21 protein-coding genes and 1 tRNA gene are annotated in these 16,751 nt (G+C 67.8%); 7 read left to right on the forward strand and 15 right to left on the reverse strand.

Going from position 1 to position 16,751, the window contains the following annotated elements; all coding sequences use genetic code 11:
• Window positions 1-10: 10 nt before the first annotated feature.
• Complete coding sequence (locus tag LRA89_RS17750; protein ID WP_230772313.1) at window positions 11-1,348, forward strand: oligosaccharide flippase family protein; 1,338 nt, start codon at window positions 11-13, stop codon at window positions 1,346-1,348.
• A 97-nt stretch (window positions 1,349-1,445) separates the two neighbouring features.
• On the opposite strand, the gene LRA89_RS17755 is transcribed toward LRA89_RS17750, so the two are convergent.
• Both LRA89_RS17755 and LRA89_RS17760 read right to left on the reverse strand, forming a co-directional pair.
• On the reverse strand, window positions 1,446-1,589 hold the full coding sequence (locus LRA89_RS17755; RefSeq protein ID WP_230772314.1) for a hypothetical protein: 144 nt from the start codon (window positions 1,587-1,589) through the stop codon (window positions 1,446-1,448).
• 180 nt (window positions 1,590-1,769) lie between these two features.
• Window positions 1,770-1,844, reverse strand: a tRNA-Gly gene (locus LRA89_RS17760).
• A gap of 166 nt (window positions 1,845-2,010) precedes the next feature.
• Here LRA89_RS17760 and LRA89_RS17765 point away from each other — a divergent pair.
• From LRA89_RS17765 to LRA89_RS17780, 4 genes are read left to right on the forward strand one after another with little or no spacing between them, the layout of a single operon-like run.
• Complete coding sequence (locus tag LRA89_RS17765; RefSeq protein WP_230772348.1) at window positions 2,011-2,904, forward strand: tetratricopeptide repeat protein; 894 nt, start codon at window positions 2,011-2,013, stop codon at window positions 2,902-2,904.
• Window positions 2,901-3,518 carry an LON peptidase substrate-binding domain-containing protein gene (locus LRA89_RS17770; protein WP_055757443.1) on the forward strand — a complete coding sequence of 206 codons (618 nt, stop codon included), beginning with the start codon at window positions 2,901-2,903 and terminating at the stop codon, window positions 3,516-3,518. Before LRA89_RS17765 ends, LRA89_RS17770 begins: the two co-directional genes overlap by 4 nt.
• A complete protein-coding gene (locus LRA89_RS17775; protein ID WP_230772315.1) occupies window positions 3,515-3,682 on the forward strand; it encodes a Trm112 family protein in 168 nt (55 codons plus the stop codon). The genes LRA89_RS17770 and LRA89_RS17775 overlap by 4 nt, the downstream gene beginning before the upstream one ends.
• On the forward strand, window positions 3,679-4,095 hold the full coding sequence (locus LRA89_RS17780) for a hypothetical protein (protein WP_230772316.1): 417 nt from the start codon (window positions 3,679-3,681) through the stop codon (window positions 4,093-4,095). Before LRA89_RS17775 ends, LRA89_RS17780 begins: the two co-directional genes overlap by 4 nt.
• Here the strand turns inward: LRA89_RS17780 and LRA89_RS17785 are convergent.
• From LRA89_RS17785 to gltX, 9 genes are all read right to left on the reverse strand, one after another.
• Entirely contained in the window at window positions 4,090-4,653 is a 564-nt protein-coding gene (locus LRA89_RS17785) for a hypothetical protein (RefSeq protein ID WP_230772317.1), read from the reverse strand. The two genes, LRA89_RS17780 and LRA89_RS17785, sit on opposite strands and share 6 nt — an antisense overlap.
• A gap of 478 nt (window positions 4,654-5,131) precedes the next feature.
• A complete protein-coding gene (locus tag LRA89_RS17790) occupies window positions 5,132-6,355 on the reverse strand; it encodes a dicarboxylate/amino acid:cation symporter (protein ID WP_230772318.1) in 1,224 nt (407 codons plus the stop codon).
• 139 nt (window positions 6,356-6,494) lie between these two features.
• A complete protein-coding gene (gene ribH, locus LRA89_RS17795) occupies window positions 6,495-6,917 on the reverse strand; it encodes a 6,7-dimethyl-8-ribityllumazine synthase (protein WP_230772319.1) in 423 nt (140 codons plus the stop codon).
• 1 nt (window position 6,918) lies between these two features.
• Entirely contained in the window at window positions 6,919-8,049 is a 1,131-nt protein-coding gene (ribB, locus tag LRA89_RS17800; protein ID WP_230772320.1) for a 3,4-dihydroxy-2-butanone-4-phosphate synthase, read from the reverse strand.
• Window positions 8,036-8,644, reverse strand: coding sequence for a riboflavin synthase (locus tag LRA89_RS17805; protein WP_056498381.1), 609 nt, complete (start codon window positions 8,642-8,644; stop codon window positions 8,036-8,038). Before LRA89_RS17805 ends, ribB begins: the two co-directional genes overlap by 14 nt.
• Window positions 8,645-8,654: 10 nt before the next feature.
• A complete protein-coding gene (ribD, locus tag LRA89_RS17810) occupies window positions 8,655-9,602 on the reverse strand; it encodes a bifunctional diaminohydroxyphosphoribosylaminopyrimidine deaminase/5-amino-6-(5-phosphoribosylamino)uracil reductase RibD (RefSeq protein ID WP_230772321.1) in 948 nt (315 codons plus the stop codon).
• A 29-nt stretch (window positions 9,603-9,631) separates the two neighbouring features.
• Window positions 9,632-9,979 (reverse strand): hypothetical protein, encoded by a 348-nt coding sequence (locus tag LRA89_RS17815; protein ID WP_056498376.1) that lies wholly within the window; start codon window positions 9,977-9,979, stop codon window positions 9,632-9,634.
• Between the two features lie 67 nt (window positions 9,980-10,046).
• Window positions 10,047-10,721 carry a TonB family protein gene (locus LRA89_RS17820; protein WP_055762379.1) on the reverse strand — a complete coding sequence of 225 codons (675 nt, stop codon included), beginning with the start codon at window positions 10,719-10,721 and terminating at the stop codon, window positions 10,047-10,049.
• A gap of 88 nt (window positions 10,722-10,809) precedes the next feature.
• Window positions 10,810-12,126: a glutamate--tRNA ligase gene (gltX, locus tag LRA89_RS17825; RefSeq protein WP_230772322.1), complete on the reverse strand. Its 1,317-nt coding sequence runs from the start codon at window positions 12,124-12,126 to the stop codon at window positions 10,810-10,812.
• Window positions 12,127-12,246: 120 nt separating this feature from the next.
• On the opposite strand from gltX, the gene LRA89_RS17830 reads away from it, so the two are divergent.
• The gene (locus tag LRA89_RS17830; protein WP_055762372.1) at window positions 12,247-13,182 is read left to right on the forward strand and encodes a ribose-phosphate pyrophosphokinase; all 936 of its coding nucleotides are present in this window, start codon (window positions 12,247-12,249) and stop codon (window positions 13,180-13,182) included.
• On the opposite strand, the gene LRA89_RS17835 is transcribed toward LRA89_RS17830, so the two are convergent.
• The 4 genes from LRA89_RS17835 to LRA89_RS17850 all read right to left on the reverse strand — a co-directional run bounded on the left by LRA89_RS17835 (window position 13,179) and on the right by LRA89_RS17850 (window position 16,315).
• On the reverse strand, window positions 13,179-14,411 hold the full coding sequence (locus LRA89_RS17835; protein WP_230772323.1) for a DUF2254 domain-containing protein: 1,233 nt from the start codon (window positions 14,409-14,411) through the stop codon (window positions 13,179-13,181). The two genes, LRA89_RS17830 and LRA89_RS17835, sit on opposite strands and share 4 nt — an antisense overlap.
• A gap of 244 nt (window positions 14,412-14,655) precedes the next feature.
• Window positions 14,656-15,402 carry a sulfite exporter TauE/SafE family protein gene (locus LRA89_RS17840; protein WP_055762366.1) on the reverse strand — a complete coding sequence of 249 codons (747 nt, stop codon included), beginning with the start codon at window positions 15,400-15,402 and terminating at the stop codon, window positions 14,656-14,658.
• On the reverse strand, window positions 15,399-15,794 hold the full coding sequence (locus LRA89_RS17845; protein WP_056498371.1) for a hypothetical protein: 396 nt from the start codon (window positions 15,792-15,794) through the stop codon (window positions 15,399-15,401). Before LRA89_RS17845 ends, LRA89_RS17840 begins: the two co-directional genes overlap by 4 nt.
• On the reverse strand, window positions 15,791-16,315 hold the full coding sequence (locus tag LRA89_RS17850; RefSeq protein WP_055762509.1) for a sterol desaturase family protein: 525 nt from the start codon (window positions 16,313-16,315) through the stop codon (window positions 15,791-15,793). The genes LRA89_RS17845 and LRA89_RS17850 overlap by 4 nt, the downstream gene beginning before the upstream one ends.
• 37 nt (window positions 16,316-16,352) lie before the next feature.
• Here LRA89_RS17850 and LRA89_RS17855 point away from each other — a divergent pair, with 37 nt between their 5' ends.
• Entirely contained in the window at window positions 16,353-16,688 is a 336-nt protein-coding gene (locus LRA89_RS17855) for a hypothetical protein (protein ID WP_230772325.1), read from the forward strand.
• Window positions 16,689-16,751 lie beyond the last annotated feature (63 nt).

Genomic DNA, 16,751 nt, shown 5'->3' on the forward strand with positions numbered 1-16,751 from the left:
CGACCCGACGATGAACGGCACCTCCTCCTCGATCAGGGCCAAGTCGTTCTGGACGATGGGCACCTATGTCGCCTCGACCGCGCTGCGCTTCGGCGGCAACATCATCCTGTCGCGCGTGCTGGGGCCGGAGATCATGGGCGTGGCGGTGATCGCGCAGGCGATCCGCAACGGCTGCGAACTGCTGTCCGACTTCGGCTTCGAACAGAATGTCGTGCGCAGCCCGAACGGCGAGGATGGCGGCTTCCTCGACACCATCTGGACGATGCAGATCCTGCGCGGCGCGATCGTCTCGCTCGCCTGTCTCGCCCTCGCACCGCTGCTCGCGCGTTCCTACGGCATCGACGTCGCGCTGATGGTCGCGCTCAGCGCTGCGCCGCTCCTCACCTCGCTGACGTCGACCGCGCCCTACACCATGGCGCGCCAGTTGGAGGTGAAGCGCCGCAACCTGTTCGAGCTGGGCAGCGAGGCGGCGGGCCTCGCCATCACCGTCGCGCTGGCGGTGACGCTGCGGAGCGCGTGGGCGCCGATCCTCGCGATCCTGCTGTCGTTCGCGCTGCGCTCGGCGCTCACCTATCCGCTGCTCCACCGCCGCCCCACGCTGCGGTTCGACCGCGCCCATGTCCGCGAGATCGTTCATTACAGCAAATGGATCATGCTTTCCTCGCTCGCCTTCTATGCCGCGATCTATATCGACCGGCTGTATCTGGGCGCGGTGGTGACGCTGGCGATGCTCGGCATCTACGGGCTTGCCCGCTCGATCGGCGACCTGCCCAATACGGTTGCCGGGCGGCTGGGGTTTCAGGTCGTCTTTCCCTTCGTCGCCCACAACGACGGCGGATTCGCGCCGGGCAGCACCGCGCGACGCGAACTGGGCCGCACCCGCGCGCACTTCCTGATCCTCGTCCTGATCGGCGTCGCCACCGTCATGGCATGGGCCGACATGGCGGTGCTGGCACTCTACGGCGCGCGCTTCGCCGCGGCGGGGTGGATGGTGTGCGTGCTGCTGGCGGGAAGCTGGATCGCGGTCCTCGCCTCGCTCGGTGAAGCGACCGTGTTCGGCGGCGGCAAGCCGAGCAACGTCAGCACCGCCAACCTGTTGCGCTTCGCGGTGATGGGCGCGGTATTGCCTTTGGGCTTCCATCTCGGCGGCATGCCCGGCGCGCTGCTGGCGCTCCCGGCGAGCGAGCTGGTGCGCTACCTCTCGCTGCTGCGCGCGCAATATCGCATCGGCGTCGCCTTCGTCGCGCAGGACGTGGCGCTCACCCTCGCCTTCGCCGCGCTGTTCGGCGGCTGGATCGCGCTGCGCCTCGCGCTCGGGCTGGGCGTGCCATGGGCGTTGATGGGGTAAGGCGGTTCGCGCTGGTCTGGTGCTGGCCCGCTTCCCACGGGTCCCCGCCACCCAATCGAGGCACGCGGCCGCGCGATTGGCCGCACTGCCCTACCCCTTACCCCGGCGCATCGTCGTGCGAATCGAAATGCCGCCGCCACTGCGCGATGCCCGCCGCCGTCTGATCGTCGATCTGCACGCCGCGCGGCCCCTGCCGCACGAACACATGGGTGACGAGCAATAGCGAGGCCGGTGCCGGCATGGCGTCCTGATCCACGAGGGGCGAGCGGAAGGCCGCTGTCGCATCTGGTGGGGCGGAGCGCAATCGGGGGGCACGCGGGGCACGACATGGCAAAGCCATGTCGTCAGTCGACGCTCTGCGTCGCTAGCCGGGCGTGTTGCTTTGTCGCTAGATAGCTGCCGCTATCTTGCGGCAACACGCTGGAGCGGGCGAAGGGATTCGAACCCTCGACCCCAACCTTGGCAAGGTTGTGCTCTACCCCTGAGCTACGCCCGCTCTGGCGTCTGTCCGAACCGGCGAACCGGCTGGGGTGAGGCGGGCTATTAGCCGGGGGTTTGGGGTCGCGCAACCCTAAAAAGAAACTCTTTTGCATGTCCCGCGTCATGCCCACATAGGGGCGCTCCCCAACGGACAAAGGAATCGACGCTTGGCCACGCTTGGATTGACCGCCCCGGAAAAGGAAGCCGTGGAGGCGTTCCGCCGCGATGTCGTCGAACCGTCGATGACGCAGCTTGTCGTCATCGATTTCTGGGCCGAATGGTGCGGCCCGTGCAAGGCGCTGACCCCGATCCTCGAAAAAGTCACCGCCGACTATGCCGACAGGGGCGTGGTGCTGGCCAAGATCGATACCGACAAGAACCAGTTCATCGCCGCCCAATTCCAGATCCGCTCGATCCCGACGGTCTATGCGATGTTTCAGGGCCAGTTGGTCGCCGATCTGACGCAGGCACGCACCGAGAGCCAGCTCCGACAGATGCTCGACCAGTTGCTGCAGCAGTTGCCGGTCGAGCCGGCCGAGCCCGCCGGCCCCGACATCGAACCGCTGGTGGCGATGGGCGAACAGGCGCTTGGCGAGGGCGACGCGATGCGCGCGCTGTCGATCTTCGAACAGGTCGCCGAGATCGCGCCGACCCATCCGCAGGTGCTAATCGGCCGTATCCGCGCGCTGCTGGCGCTGGGTGACCATGACACCGCGCAGACCGCGCTCGACGTGCTGCCGCCCGAGGTCGCGAAACTGCCCGCCGTCGATCAGGTGCGCGCCACCCTCGCGCTCGCCCGCGACGCACAGCCGGTCGACGATCTGGCGGGCCTCAAGGCCGAGGTCGCCGCGCAGCCGGACGATCATGACGCGCGCTTCCGCCTTGCCGGCGCGCTGATGGCGGCGGGCGACCGCGACGGCAGCGCCGAGCAGCTTCTGGCGATCGTCGCCGCCGACCGGAGCTGGAACGAGGACGCCGCGCGCCAGCAACTGCTCAAACTGTTCGAGGCGGTCGGGCTTGAGGATCCGTGGGTGTCGCAGCAGCGCCGCAAATTGTCCGCGATCCTGTTCGGATGAGCGCGCGCGTCTCGATCTTTCCCCTGAGCGGGGCGTTGCTGTTTCCCAACATGCACCTGCCGCTGCATATCTTCGAGCCGCGCTACCGGGCGATGGTGTCCGATTCGCTCGCCCGCGACCGGCGGATCGGCATGATCCAGCCGCGTCCGGCGGGCGGTGAGGGCGACCGCGTGCCGCTGTTCGACATCGGCTGCGTCGGGCAGATCATCGATGTCGAGGCGCAGGCCGACGGCCGCTACGACATCGTGTTGCAGGGCGTCACCCGCTTCCGCATCCTGCGCGAGCTGGACGTCACCACCGCCTTCCGCCAGGTCGAGGCCGAGCTGCTGCCGGCCGAGGCGGACGCGACGCTGGCGCTCGCCGAGCGCGCCTCGCTCGAACTGGAATCGCGCCGCTTCGCCGATGCGCAAGGCTATGCGGTCGACTGGGATTCGGTCGCCCGGCTCGACGATGAGAGCCTCGTCAACGGCATCGCCCAGATCGCCCCGTTCGACGTCGCCGCCAAACAGGCGCTGCTCGAAGTGGATCGCCTGTCCGACCGCGCCGAGCTGATCGTGCAACTGATGCAGTTCTTCGGCCGCCACGGCGACGAGGACGAGGCGACGCTGCAATGACGCTCGACCCGTGGCTGCTCTCGATCCTCGTCTGTCCAGTGACGCGCACGCCGCTGGAGCATGATGTTGCGGCGAACGAACTGGTCAGCCGCGCGGCGGGTCTCGCCTATCCGGTCCGGGGCGGCGTGCCCGTCCTGATCGTGGAGGAGGCGCGCGCGCTGTGAGCCATGACCTGACCGGCAAGTGGAGCGGGATCTTCAACTATCCCCACACCCATCCCCCGACCGCGTTCGAGGCCGACCTCGCCGATCTCGGCGGGTCGATCGTCGGCACGGTGCATGAGCCGGACCTGTTCTCGGTGCCGCCCGGCGCGCTGATCGCCGCGGCGATCGACGGCCACCGCGAGGGTGCGAAGGTCGCGTTCAGCAAATTCTACGACGAGAGCGAGGGCTATGCCGACATGGTCGTCTATGCCGGGGCGCTCAGCGACGACGGCTGCGAGATCAGCGGCCGCTGGGACATTCCCGGCGTGTGGTCGGGCACCTTCCTGATGATCCGCCCCACGGCGGTCGTCCCGGCCGGGGAAATCGCCGGCGAGGCGGTCGACGACCTGCCGCCGGACGGCACGGCCTCATAGCAGATAGACGACGACATACCGCGCGACGAGCGCGACCATGACGATCCGCGCGGCCCGCTCGCCGCGCACCCACATCGCCGCCGCCATCAATGCGACGAGGACCACCGTCAGCACGATCGGCAGCCAGCGCAGCAGATGCACCGCCAGCACCGGCTCGCTGGCATACCACGCCAACTGGCACGCCAGCAGCACCGCCAGCACCCCGATCACGATCCGGCGGACGCGAAAGAAATGCTGGTCGAAGTCGGTCGTCTCGTCGCTGTCGCTCGGAAACGCCAGCCGCGCCGCGAGGTAATAGGCACCGGCAAAGCCCGTCACCGCCATCAACGCCTTGCCCGACACGCCGACCACGTCGCGCACCGTCCATGCCGCCTGCCAGAACGACAACAGGTCGAGCAGCACGAAGATACCCAGCAGCGGCGTCAGCCAGCCGATCCGCACCACGCTGCCCGGCCGCAACCGCCGCTCGATCGCCCGCGCGAACCCGCCGAGCACCTCGGCGATCGACAGCCCGAGCAGCAACCCGAACAACGCGAAGATGAATTCGAAATCCGACATGGCGCCCCCCGACGTCCGCTCGATCCCAAACGGTAGCACCATGACGGCAGGCGCGACAACGGCCGGCCTGTCCTACATCCGGGGCGGCTGCTACGGTTGCAATGCCGGCCCGTGACGGGGATGCGGCCGTTCCTTGACAGTGCCGGACACGACGCTCGCGACGCTGTCGCAAGTGTAAACTTTGTAAACTTTGGCCATGGGGTGGACACCGGACCATAGCCGACAGGCACGGATAACGCCCTGCGACCGGAACCGTGCGGTCCCTGACCATGGCGCACGCAACACCGTCGCAAGTGTAAACTTTGTAAACTTTGGACCCACAGGGGACGCCCGGATGCCGATCCCGGCCCATCTGACCCGCCGTTCAACCGGGGGCGGCTCGCCGCTCCGCCCCGGCGGACCCGATCGACGTTCTCGATCAGGATCGAATGTCGGGCATATCCCAAACGACAGGCATGAATGCCGTCATCTCGCGAGCTTACGCCAAACTGTCACTTTCGCGCTCGAACCCGACCGGCGTGACGGGCGCCACCGTCGCTGTCACGATCAGGTCGTAGGTGACGTTGGCGACGGTTCGCGCCATGTCGGGGATCACATCGACCGCAGCGAGGATGGGCAGCAACTCGATCTGCGCACCCAGCGCGATGACTGTCGGCGCGGCGCTCGCATAGACGCTGATCGCGCCCGGAAGTCCAAGGATCATCAGGCTTGAGAGCACCGCCAGCGGTATCGCCATGGCGATCTGGACCGGCGAAACCGTAACGCCGCCCATCCATGCCAGCGCCAACGCCACCAGCAGCGTGTTCGACGGTGCGGTGATCTTGAAGACCGCGACGGCGATCGGCAGCGCGACCGACGCATCGCGATCACCGATGCCAAGCGAACGCGCGCCGAGGATCATCGCAGGCAAGGTTGCGAGCGACGATTGCGTACTCGCCGCAATCACCTGGGCGGGTGCCGCAACCCGCGCGAAGCGCCAGAGCGGGACGCGGCTGGCGAAACGCATCCATCCGTACCCGATAGCGATCAGCAGCACCGACAGCGCGAGCGAGGCGGCGACATATTGCGCCAGAATGGTAAGCACGCTCACCCCTGCGGACGCCCCTACCGAAAAGGCGAGCGCGCCGATCCCCAGCGCGCCGACCCGCAGCACCCAGCCGATCACCATCACCATGGCGTCGGCCAGACCGTTGAGCGCCTGAACCAATGCCGCAGACCGTTCTTCCTCGATCCGGCCGACCGCGATCCCCAGGACCAGCGCGAAGATGACCAGCGGGACGATCGCGCCCGCTGCCGCCGCCGCGACCGGATTGGTGGGAATCATCGCACGCACCGCCTCGACGGGTCCGGGCACGACCGGGGGCACCGTTGCGGGAAACATGGTGCGGAGTGCGACGATGCTGTCGTGCGGAATCGTGAAAAGGTCGATCAGCAACGGGGCGACCAGTGCCGTGACGATCGCCGACAAGAAAAGCAGCCCGATCATCACGATCGCCAGCCGCTTCCCCAGATCGCCCCCTTCTTGCCCGGTCGCCGAACGCAGCCGGGCAACCCCGGTCACGACCAGCGCGAAGACTAGCGGGACGATCGTCATTCGCAGCAGATCAAGCCACAGTCCACCGATCAGACCGGCGATCGTCAGCGCGGCAGGGCGCTCGCCCGATACCGTCCCGGCGACGAAACCGCCGACGAGCGCAAGCATCAGCCACGCTGGCGCCGGTATCCGCCGTGCCGCAACCAAGGATATTCCTACCATGACCGCCCCCCGATGGCGATCGTGAGTCTACCACCAGGCGTATGTCAACCGAAAGGGACGACCGATACGATCGGCTCGCCCGGAGCTATTCCGCGAACCGCTCGCGCAGCGCGAGCATGGTGAGCGCAGCCTTGGCCGCCTCGCCGCCCTTGTCCTTCTCGTCGCGCTTCGCCCGCGTCAGCGCCTGCGCCTCGTTCTCGACGGTCAGGATGCCGTTGCCGACGGGTACGCCCTCCAGCGACAGGTTCATGATCCCGCGCGCGCTCTCGTTCGACACGACCTCGAAATGATAGGTCTCGCCGCGGATGATGACGCCCAGCGCCACGAACGCATCATAGTGTTCGGACGCATCGGCGATCGCGATCGCGCCGGGTACTTCCAGCGCGCCGGGCACGGTGATCGTCTCGTGGCTATGCCCCGCCGCCTCGATCGCCGCGCGCGCGCCGTCGAGCAGCAGGTCGTTCAGATGGTCGTAAAACCGGGCCTCGACGATCAGGACCTTCGCCATGTCAATTCTCCGTGATCGGCCGTTCGCCGACGATTTTCAGGCCATAGCCATCGAGGCCGATCAGCGTGTGGTGGGTGTTGGTGAGCAGCACCATGTCCTCGACGCCCAGTTCGTTCAGGATCATCGCGCCGACGCCGTAGTCGCGCAGTTCCTCCATGTCGGGCACCGGCGCGCCGCTGCGGGCATGGATCGCGAGGGTGAGGCCGTCGGGACGCGGCCGGTTGATGACCACCACCACGCCCGCCCCTTCCTCGGCGATGATCCGCATCGATCGGCGCAGCAGGCCGCCGCGCTCGCCGCCTTCGCCGAACAGGTCGGCGAACGGCGACAGCGCGTGCATCCGCACCAGCGTCGGCTTGCTCGGATCGATCAGGCCCTTGACCAGCGCGACCTGCTCGCTGCCCGTCGCCTTGTTCCAGAACGACATCGCGCGCCACTCGCCGCCCCACTCGCTCTCGAACACCGTCTCGGCGCGCTTCTCGACCAGATGGTCGTGGCGACGGCGATAGGCGATCAGATCGCGGATCGTCCCGATCCTGAGCGCATGCAACTGCGCGAAGGCGACGAGGTCGTCCATCCGCGCCATCGTCCCGTCCTCGTTCATGATTTCGCAGATCACGCCCGAGGGATTGAGCCCGGCGAGGCGCGACACGTCGACCGCCGCTTCGGTATGGCCGGCGCGCACCAGCACGCCGCCCTCGCGCGCGACCAGTGGGAAGACATGCCCCGGCGTCACGATCTCCGACGCTTCCTTGGCGGCATCGATCGCGACGGCGATGGTGCGCGCACGATCGGCGGCCGAGATGCCGGTCGTCACCCCCTCGCGCGCCTCGATCGAGACGGTGAAGGCGGTTTCGTGGCGCGTGCCGTTGTTGCGTGCCATCAGGTCGAGGCCGAGTTGTTCGACCCGAGCCTTGTTCATCGCGAGGCAGATGAGGCCCCGGCCGTGGCGCGCCATGAAGTTGATCGCATCGGGCGTCGCCATCTGCGCCGGGATGACGAGGTCGCCCTCGTTCTCGCGGTCCTCGTCGTCGACGAGGATAAACATCCGCCCGTTGCGCGCCTCGTCGATGATCTCTTCGGGCGACGAGAGAAAGGCGTGGGCGAGGCCCGACAGTTCAGCGTTGGCCACGGACTTGTTCCATTCGCATCAGATAACGGGCGAGGACGTCGATCTCGATATTGACCGCCTGGGACGCGGCCAGCGTACCGAGTGTCGTCACCGCCTGGGTGTGGGGGATCAGGTTCAGGGTGAAGCGGGCGTCGTCGGCCGCGTCCTCGACGGTATTGACCGTCAGCGACACGCCGTCGACCGTCACCGACCCCTTGGCCGCGACGAACGGGGCCAGCGCACGGTTGACCGCGATCGTCACGCGGGTCGAATCACCGTCGGGCGCGGTGTCGACCACCTGGCCGACGCCGTCGACATGGCCGGTGACGATATGCCCGCCCAGTTCGTCGCCCAGCCGCAACGCGCGTTCGAGGTTGAGCGGGCGGCCCTCGCGCCACTGGTCGGACGCGGTGCGCGACACCGTCTCGCCCGACACGTCGACCGCGAACCAGCCCGGCCCCTTGTCCACGACCGTCAGGCAGACGCCCGAACAGGCGATCGACGCACCCATGTCGATGGTCTGCGTGTCGTAACTACAGGCGATGGTCACGCGCAGGTCGCCCGCCCCGCCGATCGATTCGATGCGACCCACGTCGCTGACAATTCCGGTAAACACTCGGCGGCTCCTATCTGGCGCGCTCGTAGACTTCCAGCCGGTCGCTGCCAAGACTGCGGGCATCGTGCAACCGCCAGCGACCATGCGCTTGCGTCAGATCGGTGAGGCCGATGTCGGGCAGCGTCCGGCCATGCCCGATCAGGATCGGCGCACGATACAGCAGCAGCCGGTCGACGACGTCGGCGCGCAGGAACGCCGCCGCCGTGGCCGCGCCGCCCTCCACCAGCACATGATCGCCGGGAAGCTCGCCCAGCGCTTCGACTCCGGGAAGCATGACGAACCCCGGCATCGCCGCGCAATCGGCCGACAGCACCACCCGCGCAGGGCTGTGGTCGCCCAGACCGGCCAGTCGCACGTTCAGTTTCGGCCGGTCGATCTCGGCGGTGCCGCGCCCGACGAGGATCGCCTCGTGCCGGCTGCGCTCCAGATGGCCATGCGCGCGGGCGACGGGTCCGGTGATCCACTGGCTGCGCCCGTCCGACAGCGACACCGCGCCGTCGAGCGACAGCGCCAGTTTCAGCGTCACGAACGGCCGGCCAAGCGCGCGCCGCGTCAGGAACCCGGCCATCGACCGCCGCGCATCCTCCGCGCCCGGTCCGACCACGACGTCGATGCCCGCCGCGCGCAACCGGGCAAGCCCCACGCCATCGGTGCGCGGATCGGGATCGCCGATCGCGACCACCACCCGCGCCACCCCGGCCGCAACCAACAGGTCGGCGCAGGCCGGTCCGCGCGGCGAGACATGGGCGCAAGGCTCCAGCGTGACATAGGCGGTGCCGCCCCGCGCACGCTCACCCGCCTGCGTCAGCGCCATCGCCTCGGCATGCGGCCGCCCGCCCGGCTGCGTCCAGCCGCGCCCGGCAACCCGCCCCTCGGCATCGACCAAGATGCAACCAACATTGGGATTGGGCGTAGTCCGCCCGCGCGTCCGCTGTCCGAGCGTCAGCGCCGCCGCCATGTGGCGCGGATCGGCGGCGGGGGCGTGGGTCAGATGCCCCAGCTATTCAGCTTGTCGTCGATCCGCTTCCATTCGGCCTGACGCTTGGCACGATCGCGTAGGAATTCCTCGGTGGCGATGCGGTCCTTCTCCATGTCGATCTTCTGCTGGGCGATGATCTCCGCATCGCTGCGGTTCGCCGGCCAGCTTTCGACGTAGATGATCTCTTTCTTGTACGGCCGCTCGAAATGCGAATCGTGGACGAAGCCCCAGCCGATCACCAGCACGATGCAGATCGACAGCAGCAGGAACCACCATTCATAGGGTTTGCGCGTACGGGCATAGTCCACGAAGTCGCGGATGGCATGTAGCGGCGAGAACAGGCGGAGCAGACTCATGACGCCGTCCAAGATAGGCGCGAGCGCCCCCGTCCGCCAGTGCGGAACGGGGGCGGGCGTTACATGCCTATTGATCCGTCATGGTGAAGCGCACGGTCATCTCGCGCCAGCTTTCCACCGCCACGCCGTCGCGCGTCGCGGGACGAAAGCGCCATTTGGACAACGCGCGGCGCTTGGTCGCCTCGAAGAAGGCGTCGCTGGTGGCGCTCACCGGCTCGATCGCGGTGACGCGGCCGTTGCTGCCCACCAGCACGCGAACGACGACCACCCCGTCGCGGGCCTGATTGCGCTCGAACGCCGGATAGTCGGGCTGGAAATCGGCGCGGTAGCGTGGATCGACGCTGGCGGCGACCAGCACGGGAAGCGGCGAGGCGACCGTGACGCCGCCGGTGCCGCTGCCCGTGCCGCCGGGCGATGCCGTGACCGGTGACGGCGGCGCGATCGGTGGCAGGATGTCGGTGCTCGCGATCACCGGACCGGGCACCGGGAACGGTGCGGGCGGGTTGAACGGCAGCGGCGCCGGCGCGGGATCGGGCACGGCGGTCCGCGGCAACGGCTTGGGGGGATCGATCGGCGGGGGCGGTGGGTCGATGGGAATGTTGATCGTTGTCAGCGGCTCGTCCCCGCCGCGCAGGATGGTCGTCGTCGCCATCGTCGTCATCAGCGCCAGCAGTGCGCCGTTGATCGCTATCGCTATTCCCAGTCCGGTCGGACTGAGGCCACGTTGTCCCTGATATGCCATGCCCTCACGCTCCTCGATGCAACTCTCCCAGGCCAAATCGGCCGAGCTGCGAGGAGATACCTGTCGGGGACGGCTGTAAAGCTGACGCCTACGTCAACCGTGCGATCGCCGCCTCTCGCCCGATCAGCGGCAGCAGCGCGGCCATGTCCGGCCCATGCTCGCGCCCGGTCAGCGCGAGGCGCAGCGGCAGGAACAGCGCCTTGCCCTTGCGCCCCGTCTCCGCCTTCAAAGCGCCGGTCAGTTCGGCCCATGGTGACTCCCACGCGATCGTCGCCGCAACGCGCGCGGCAGTGGCGAGGAACGCCGCATCCTCTTCGCCCAGCGCCGGCCGCGCGACCGGCCCGGTCACGACCCGCCACCAGTCGGCGGCATCGCTCACCCGCTCCAGATTGCCGCGCACCGCTGCCCATGCGGCCGCATCCATGCCCTCGGGCAGCAAGTCCGCGACGCGCCCGTACGGCAGTTGGTGGACGATCCGCGCGTTTACCTGCGCCAGTTCGCCCTCGTCGAACCGCGCTGGCGCGCGACCGAAGCGGGCAAAGTCGAACCCCTCGACCAGCGGCGCCGGATCGACGATCGGCTCCACCGGATCGCTGGTGCCGAGCCGTGCGAGCAGCGCGATGATCGCCTCGGGTTCGATGCCCTCATTACGGAAATGATCGATCCCCAGCGATCCCAGCCGCTTCGACAGCTTGCCCTCGTTCCCCGTCAGCAGTGCCTCATGCGCGAACGCCGGCGGCGTCGCGTCCATCGCCTGAAACATCTGCATCTGCGTGGCCGTGTTCGACACATGATCCTCGCCGCGCACGACATGGGTGACGCCCATGTCGACATCGTCGATGACCGAGGGCAGCAGATACAGCCATGATCCGTCGGCGCGGCGCACCACCGGATCGGACAGCAGCGCACCGTCGAAGCGCTGTGGCCCACGGATCATGTCGTCCCACAGGATCGGTTCCGCCGCCAGCCGGAAGCGCCAGTGCGGTCGCCGCCCTTCCCCTTCCAGCCGTTCGCGATCCGCGTCGGTCAGGTTCAGTGCCGCCCGGTCGTACACCGGCGGCAATCCCCGCCCGGCGAGGATCTTGCGCCGCAGGTCGAGTTCCTCGGGCGTCTCATATGCCGGATAGATGCGCCCGGCAGCGACCATGTCGGCGAACACCGCCTCGTACCGGTCGAACCGTGCCGACTGGCGTTCCTCGCCATCGGGGGTCAGCCCCAGCCACGCCAGGTCGGCGCGGATCGCCTCGACGAACCGCTCTTCGCTGCGTGCCTTGTCGGTATCGTCGATCCGCAGCAGGAACCGCCCGCCGTGCCGCTTCGCGAACATCCAGTTGTGGAGCGCGGTGCGAAGGTTGCCGACGTGCAGCGTGCCGGTCGGGCTGGGGGCGAAACGGGTGACGATCATGGCCGCCCTCTCGCCCATTTGGAGGATCGGCGCAAACACGGGCGTCACATGGGTTTCACATTTCGTCCATGCGCTCTATGGCGCGCCCATCTTCTCCACACACGGACCACGGGGCATTCCATGAAGCTGCTGGCGGGCAATTCCAACCTTCCCCTGTCGACCGCGATCGCGGACTATCTCGAAATCCCGCTGACCAAGGCGAGCGTCCGGCGCTTCGCCGACGAGGAAATCTTCGTCGAGGTGCTGGAGAATGTGCGCGGCGAGGACGTGTTCGTCATCCAGTCGACCAGCTATCCGGTCAACGACAATCTGATGGAGATGCTCATCATGATCGACGCGCTGAAACGCGCGTCGGCACGGCGCATCACCGCCGTCATCCCCTATTTCGGCTATGCCCGGCAGGACCGCAAACCCGGCCCCCGCACGCCGATCTCGGCCAAGCTGGTGGCGAACATCGTGACCGAGGCGGGCGCCGACCGCGTGCTGTGCGTCGATCTCCATGCCGGGCAGATTCAGGGTTTCTTCGATATTCCGACCGACAATCTCTACGGCGCGCCGGTGATGTCGGAGGACATCAAGACCCGCTTCGGCGAGCATAACCTGATGGTCGTCTCGCCCGACGTCGGCGGCGTGGTCCGCGCGCGCAGCCTTGCCAAGCGGCTGCACAACGCCCCCCTCGCCATCGTCGACAAGCGCCGCGAACGGGCCGGCGAATCCGAGGTCATGAACATCATCGGCGATGTCGAGGGCCGCTTCTGCGTGCTGATCGACGATATTGTCGACTCGGCAGGCACGCTGTGCAACGCGGCGGCCGCATTGAAACAGGCCGGCGCGGTCGGCGTCGTCGCCTATTGCACCCACGGCGTGCTGTCGGGCGGCGCTGTCGCCCGCGTCGAGGCATCGGCGCTGGAAGAACTGGTCATCACCGATTCGATCGGCAACCACGACGTGATCGCGCAGGGGACCAAGATCCGCCACCTGACCATCGCCCCGCTGCTGGCCGAAGCGATCCGCCGCATCGCCGACGAATCGTCGGTGTCGAGCCTGTTCGACTAAACGCCCCCCAACGTCCGCGCCAGCGCCGCTTCGTCCTGCATCACCCGCCGGACATTGCGGCGCAGCTCCTCGGCAAGCGCATGGGTGGTCGCTCCGGCATGGGGCAGCGCCTTGCCGAGCGCGGCGAGGATTTTCAACACACGCTGCGCCACCTCTTCCTCGCCGGCACCCTCGCGTATGATCGATACGAAGCCGTCGCGGATCATCTCGTCGATGCCGGGACGCGGCAGATACACCGGCGGCAATTCGGCATCGGGCGGCGGCGCTTCGGCGGGCAACAGCGACAAGGTGCGGAACAGCGCGTTCACCACCTCGATCGCGGTGCCCGGATCGTTCGTCGCCGGGGCAAGCGCCCGTCCGGCGATCTCGCCCAGCGCGATCAGCCCCAACCGGAGATCGTGATCGAAGCGCCGGTGCCGCTCGACCATGAACGCCTTCACCAGCGCCCGCTCAGTCGCCTCGTCGACGTCCTTGCCGACGATCCGCAGCAACGGCCGGTCGCCATGCACCAGCGTTCCCGGCAGCGCTTCGACATGGATCGCGATGCCGTGTTCGCGGGCGATCGCGATCAGGTCCGCCATGTCGATATGGGTGACATAGCCGATCCGGTCCGCCGTCACCGTCCGCGCGCCCGGGGGTAGCGCAACCGCGGGACTACCGCCGCCGTACGGGTCCCTGGCGAACGCGGCCATCGCCGAACCTGCCGCATCCTCGACCCGGTCGATCACGTCCGCCATCCGCCCGAACGCGGCGAGATGCGCGATCCAGCGCAGCAGCGTGACGACGACCAGCACGATCAGCAGGATGGTCGCCAGCAACAACACCACCCGCCCCTGCCCGCCGTAGAGCCGGGTCTGCAACCCGATGATTCCCACCACCGCAAAGACGAACGCGCCGAGGAATGTCGACAGCGCGTTCTGCGACGTTCGGTCGGAGATCATCAACTGCGTCGCGCGTGGCGTGGCGAGTTGCGTCGCGGACGAATAGGCGCTGACCATCGCCGTCAACGAAAAGGTCGTCACCGCCAGCATCGACGATGCGATGATCCCCAGCACCGTGCCGACCGCGTCCTGACCGATGTCGCCGGTGAAATGATAGGGCAGCCACCGCGCGATGATCCCGGCGAACCCCGCCACCGCCACGCTCGCCACGCTGATGAGCGCGGCGCGGAACCAGATCTGCCGTCCGGCATGCCGGGCCAGCCAGGCGATACGCGAAACCGATACCATATTGCCCCCTTCTTCCCGCGAACGCACGGACGAAGCAGATCGGTGCGCGGCCCAGGCGATTATTGCGCGGGCGGTTTCGCCGCCGGCGCGACGCCCTCGCCCGGTCGGATCGTCATGCGTCCATTGATGGTCCGCTGTTCGGGCCGGGCATCGGCCTCGGCCAGATCATGCCGCGCTTGATGGCCGAGACATTTTATCTCTCGGCTAAAAACCGATGCGTCCCGTCGCACCCGGCACGGGTGGGTCACACCACCCCGTCCCACAGCAACTTCACCCCTACCGCGATCATCAGCCAGTAGATCACCCGGTAGAACCGCTCGGCCGACACCCGCCGTACCAGCCACACGCCGACGAAGGTCGTCGCGATCGCCACCGGCAGCAATGCGGCCGAGGTCAGCAGATTGGTCCGCGTGAACTGCCCCAGCGCCAGATAGGCGGGCACCTTCAACCAGTTGACCGCGCAGAAGAAGATCGCGGTCGTCCCCACCAGCACGTCGCGCGGCAGGCGGCGGGGCAGAACCCAGAGCTGGAACGGCGGCTGCCCGGCATGGGCGATCTGGCTGGTGATGCCCGACAGCACCCCGAACAGGCTGCCGACCCAGCCGGGCGACGCGGAGGCGACCGGTACGCCGTGCCGCTCGGTCCACAGCCGCCAGCCGCCGAACAGGATCGAGATGCTCCCTACCGCCGCCAGCACCGCCGAAGGCTGCACCATGGTCGCAAAGCCATAGCCCAGCGCAATTCCCACCGCCGCGCCGGGCAGCATCCACAACAGGACATGCGCGTCGAACGTCCGACGGAACGCCCATACCCCCACCACATCCTGCACGATCAGGATCGGCAGCAGGATCGCGGCGGCCTGTACCGGATCGATCGCCAGCGCCAGCATCGGCATGGCGAGCGAACCGACTCCGGCGAACCCGCCCTTGGCCAGCCCCTGCGAGGCGACGGCGGGGATCGCCAGCGCGTAGAACCACGGATCGACGATCAACGGACCGCGTCGCCCCGCATCTGCGCGATACGGAACAGCGCCAGCACGCCGACCGCCATCACCGCGACCAGCGCCAATACCGCATAGGTCAGCGCCGCCAGCCAACCGGCGATGTCGTGCAACGCATCGGCGTGAATCCGGGCGGTGGTTTGTTCGGGGGTCAACTCGCGCGGCGCGCCAGTGGTGAACGGGGCGGGAGTGCCAGCTTCGGGTGCAGCGGCGCGTGAGTCGACCGCCTGCGGGCCATCGCTGCGGCTTGCCTGCCCGCCCCCATCGGCCATGCCGCCAGGCGTGTTGGTCGACATGGTGGCGACCGCGCCGACCATCGCCAGTGTAGCGAACACCGCCAGCAGCCACGACAGTGCGCGTGCCTGCCACCCCCCGGGCGTCACGGATGCTCGACCGGATCGCGGGTGACGGCGGTCGGCGCGCGCACCCCGGCGTTTCCGCGCGCCTTCAACGTCGCCTTGAGGTCCTCAGGCTTCGGGGCCCACAGGAAACCGAAGCTGACCGTGCCGTGCTTCGTTTCGACGACATGGTGCAGCCGGTGCGCGGAGATGATCCGCTTCATATAGGACGACCTGGGCAGATAACGATGGCTGAGCCGGCGGTGGACGATCACGTCATGGAACCCGAAATAGATCGCCCCATAGGCGGCGATCCCCGCGCCGATCCAGATCGTGCCCGGCCACCAGCCCCATTGCACCCCGCCCAGCAATAGCACGATCGACGGCACCGCGAAGATCGCGGCGTACAGGTCGTTCCACTCCCAGTTACCATGGCGGGGCGCATGGTGGCTGGCGTGAAGGAACCAGCCCGGCCCGTGCATCAGCCAGCGGTGCGCGACATAGGCGAACCCTTCCATGAAGATCACGGTCGCGACGAAGATCAGGATACCGATTGCCCAGTGCATGGCGGCGATATAGCCTCGCCCCATGAAAAGCGCGAGGGTGACAGCGACCTTGTTCGCGATGGCTTTGCTGGCTGGGTGTCAGCCGACCGACGAACAGAAGTTGCAGTCGTGGCTGTTGCACAGCCTGCCCGAGCGCTTCGCCAACTGCATCGCCGAACGCACCTATGATGCGCTGACTCCGGTGGAAGAAAAGGCGTTCCGCGACGCGGTGCTCGCCGGATTCCGGGCATCGCCCGACAGGTACACCGCCGACCGTCCGCGGACGCTCGCCGAAGCGCAGGCAGCGATCGCACGCGATCTTCCCGCCAATGTGGCGCAACGGGTCCGCGCCACCACCGCCCGTTGCCACGTCCACAACTGGCGTCTCGGTTAAAGCATTTGCGACGCAATTGCATTAATGCGCTTTCGGACTGGATTCGCCTGCGCGCATGTGCTT

This window comes from Sphingomonas sp. Leaf4 (assembly GCF_920939515.1).
In the GTDB taxonomy this organism is placed as follows: domain Bacteria; phylum Pseudomonadota; class Alphaproteobacteria; order Sphingomonadales; family Sphingomonadaceae; genus Sphingomonas.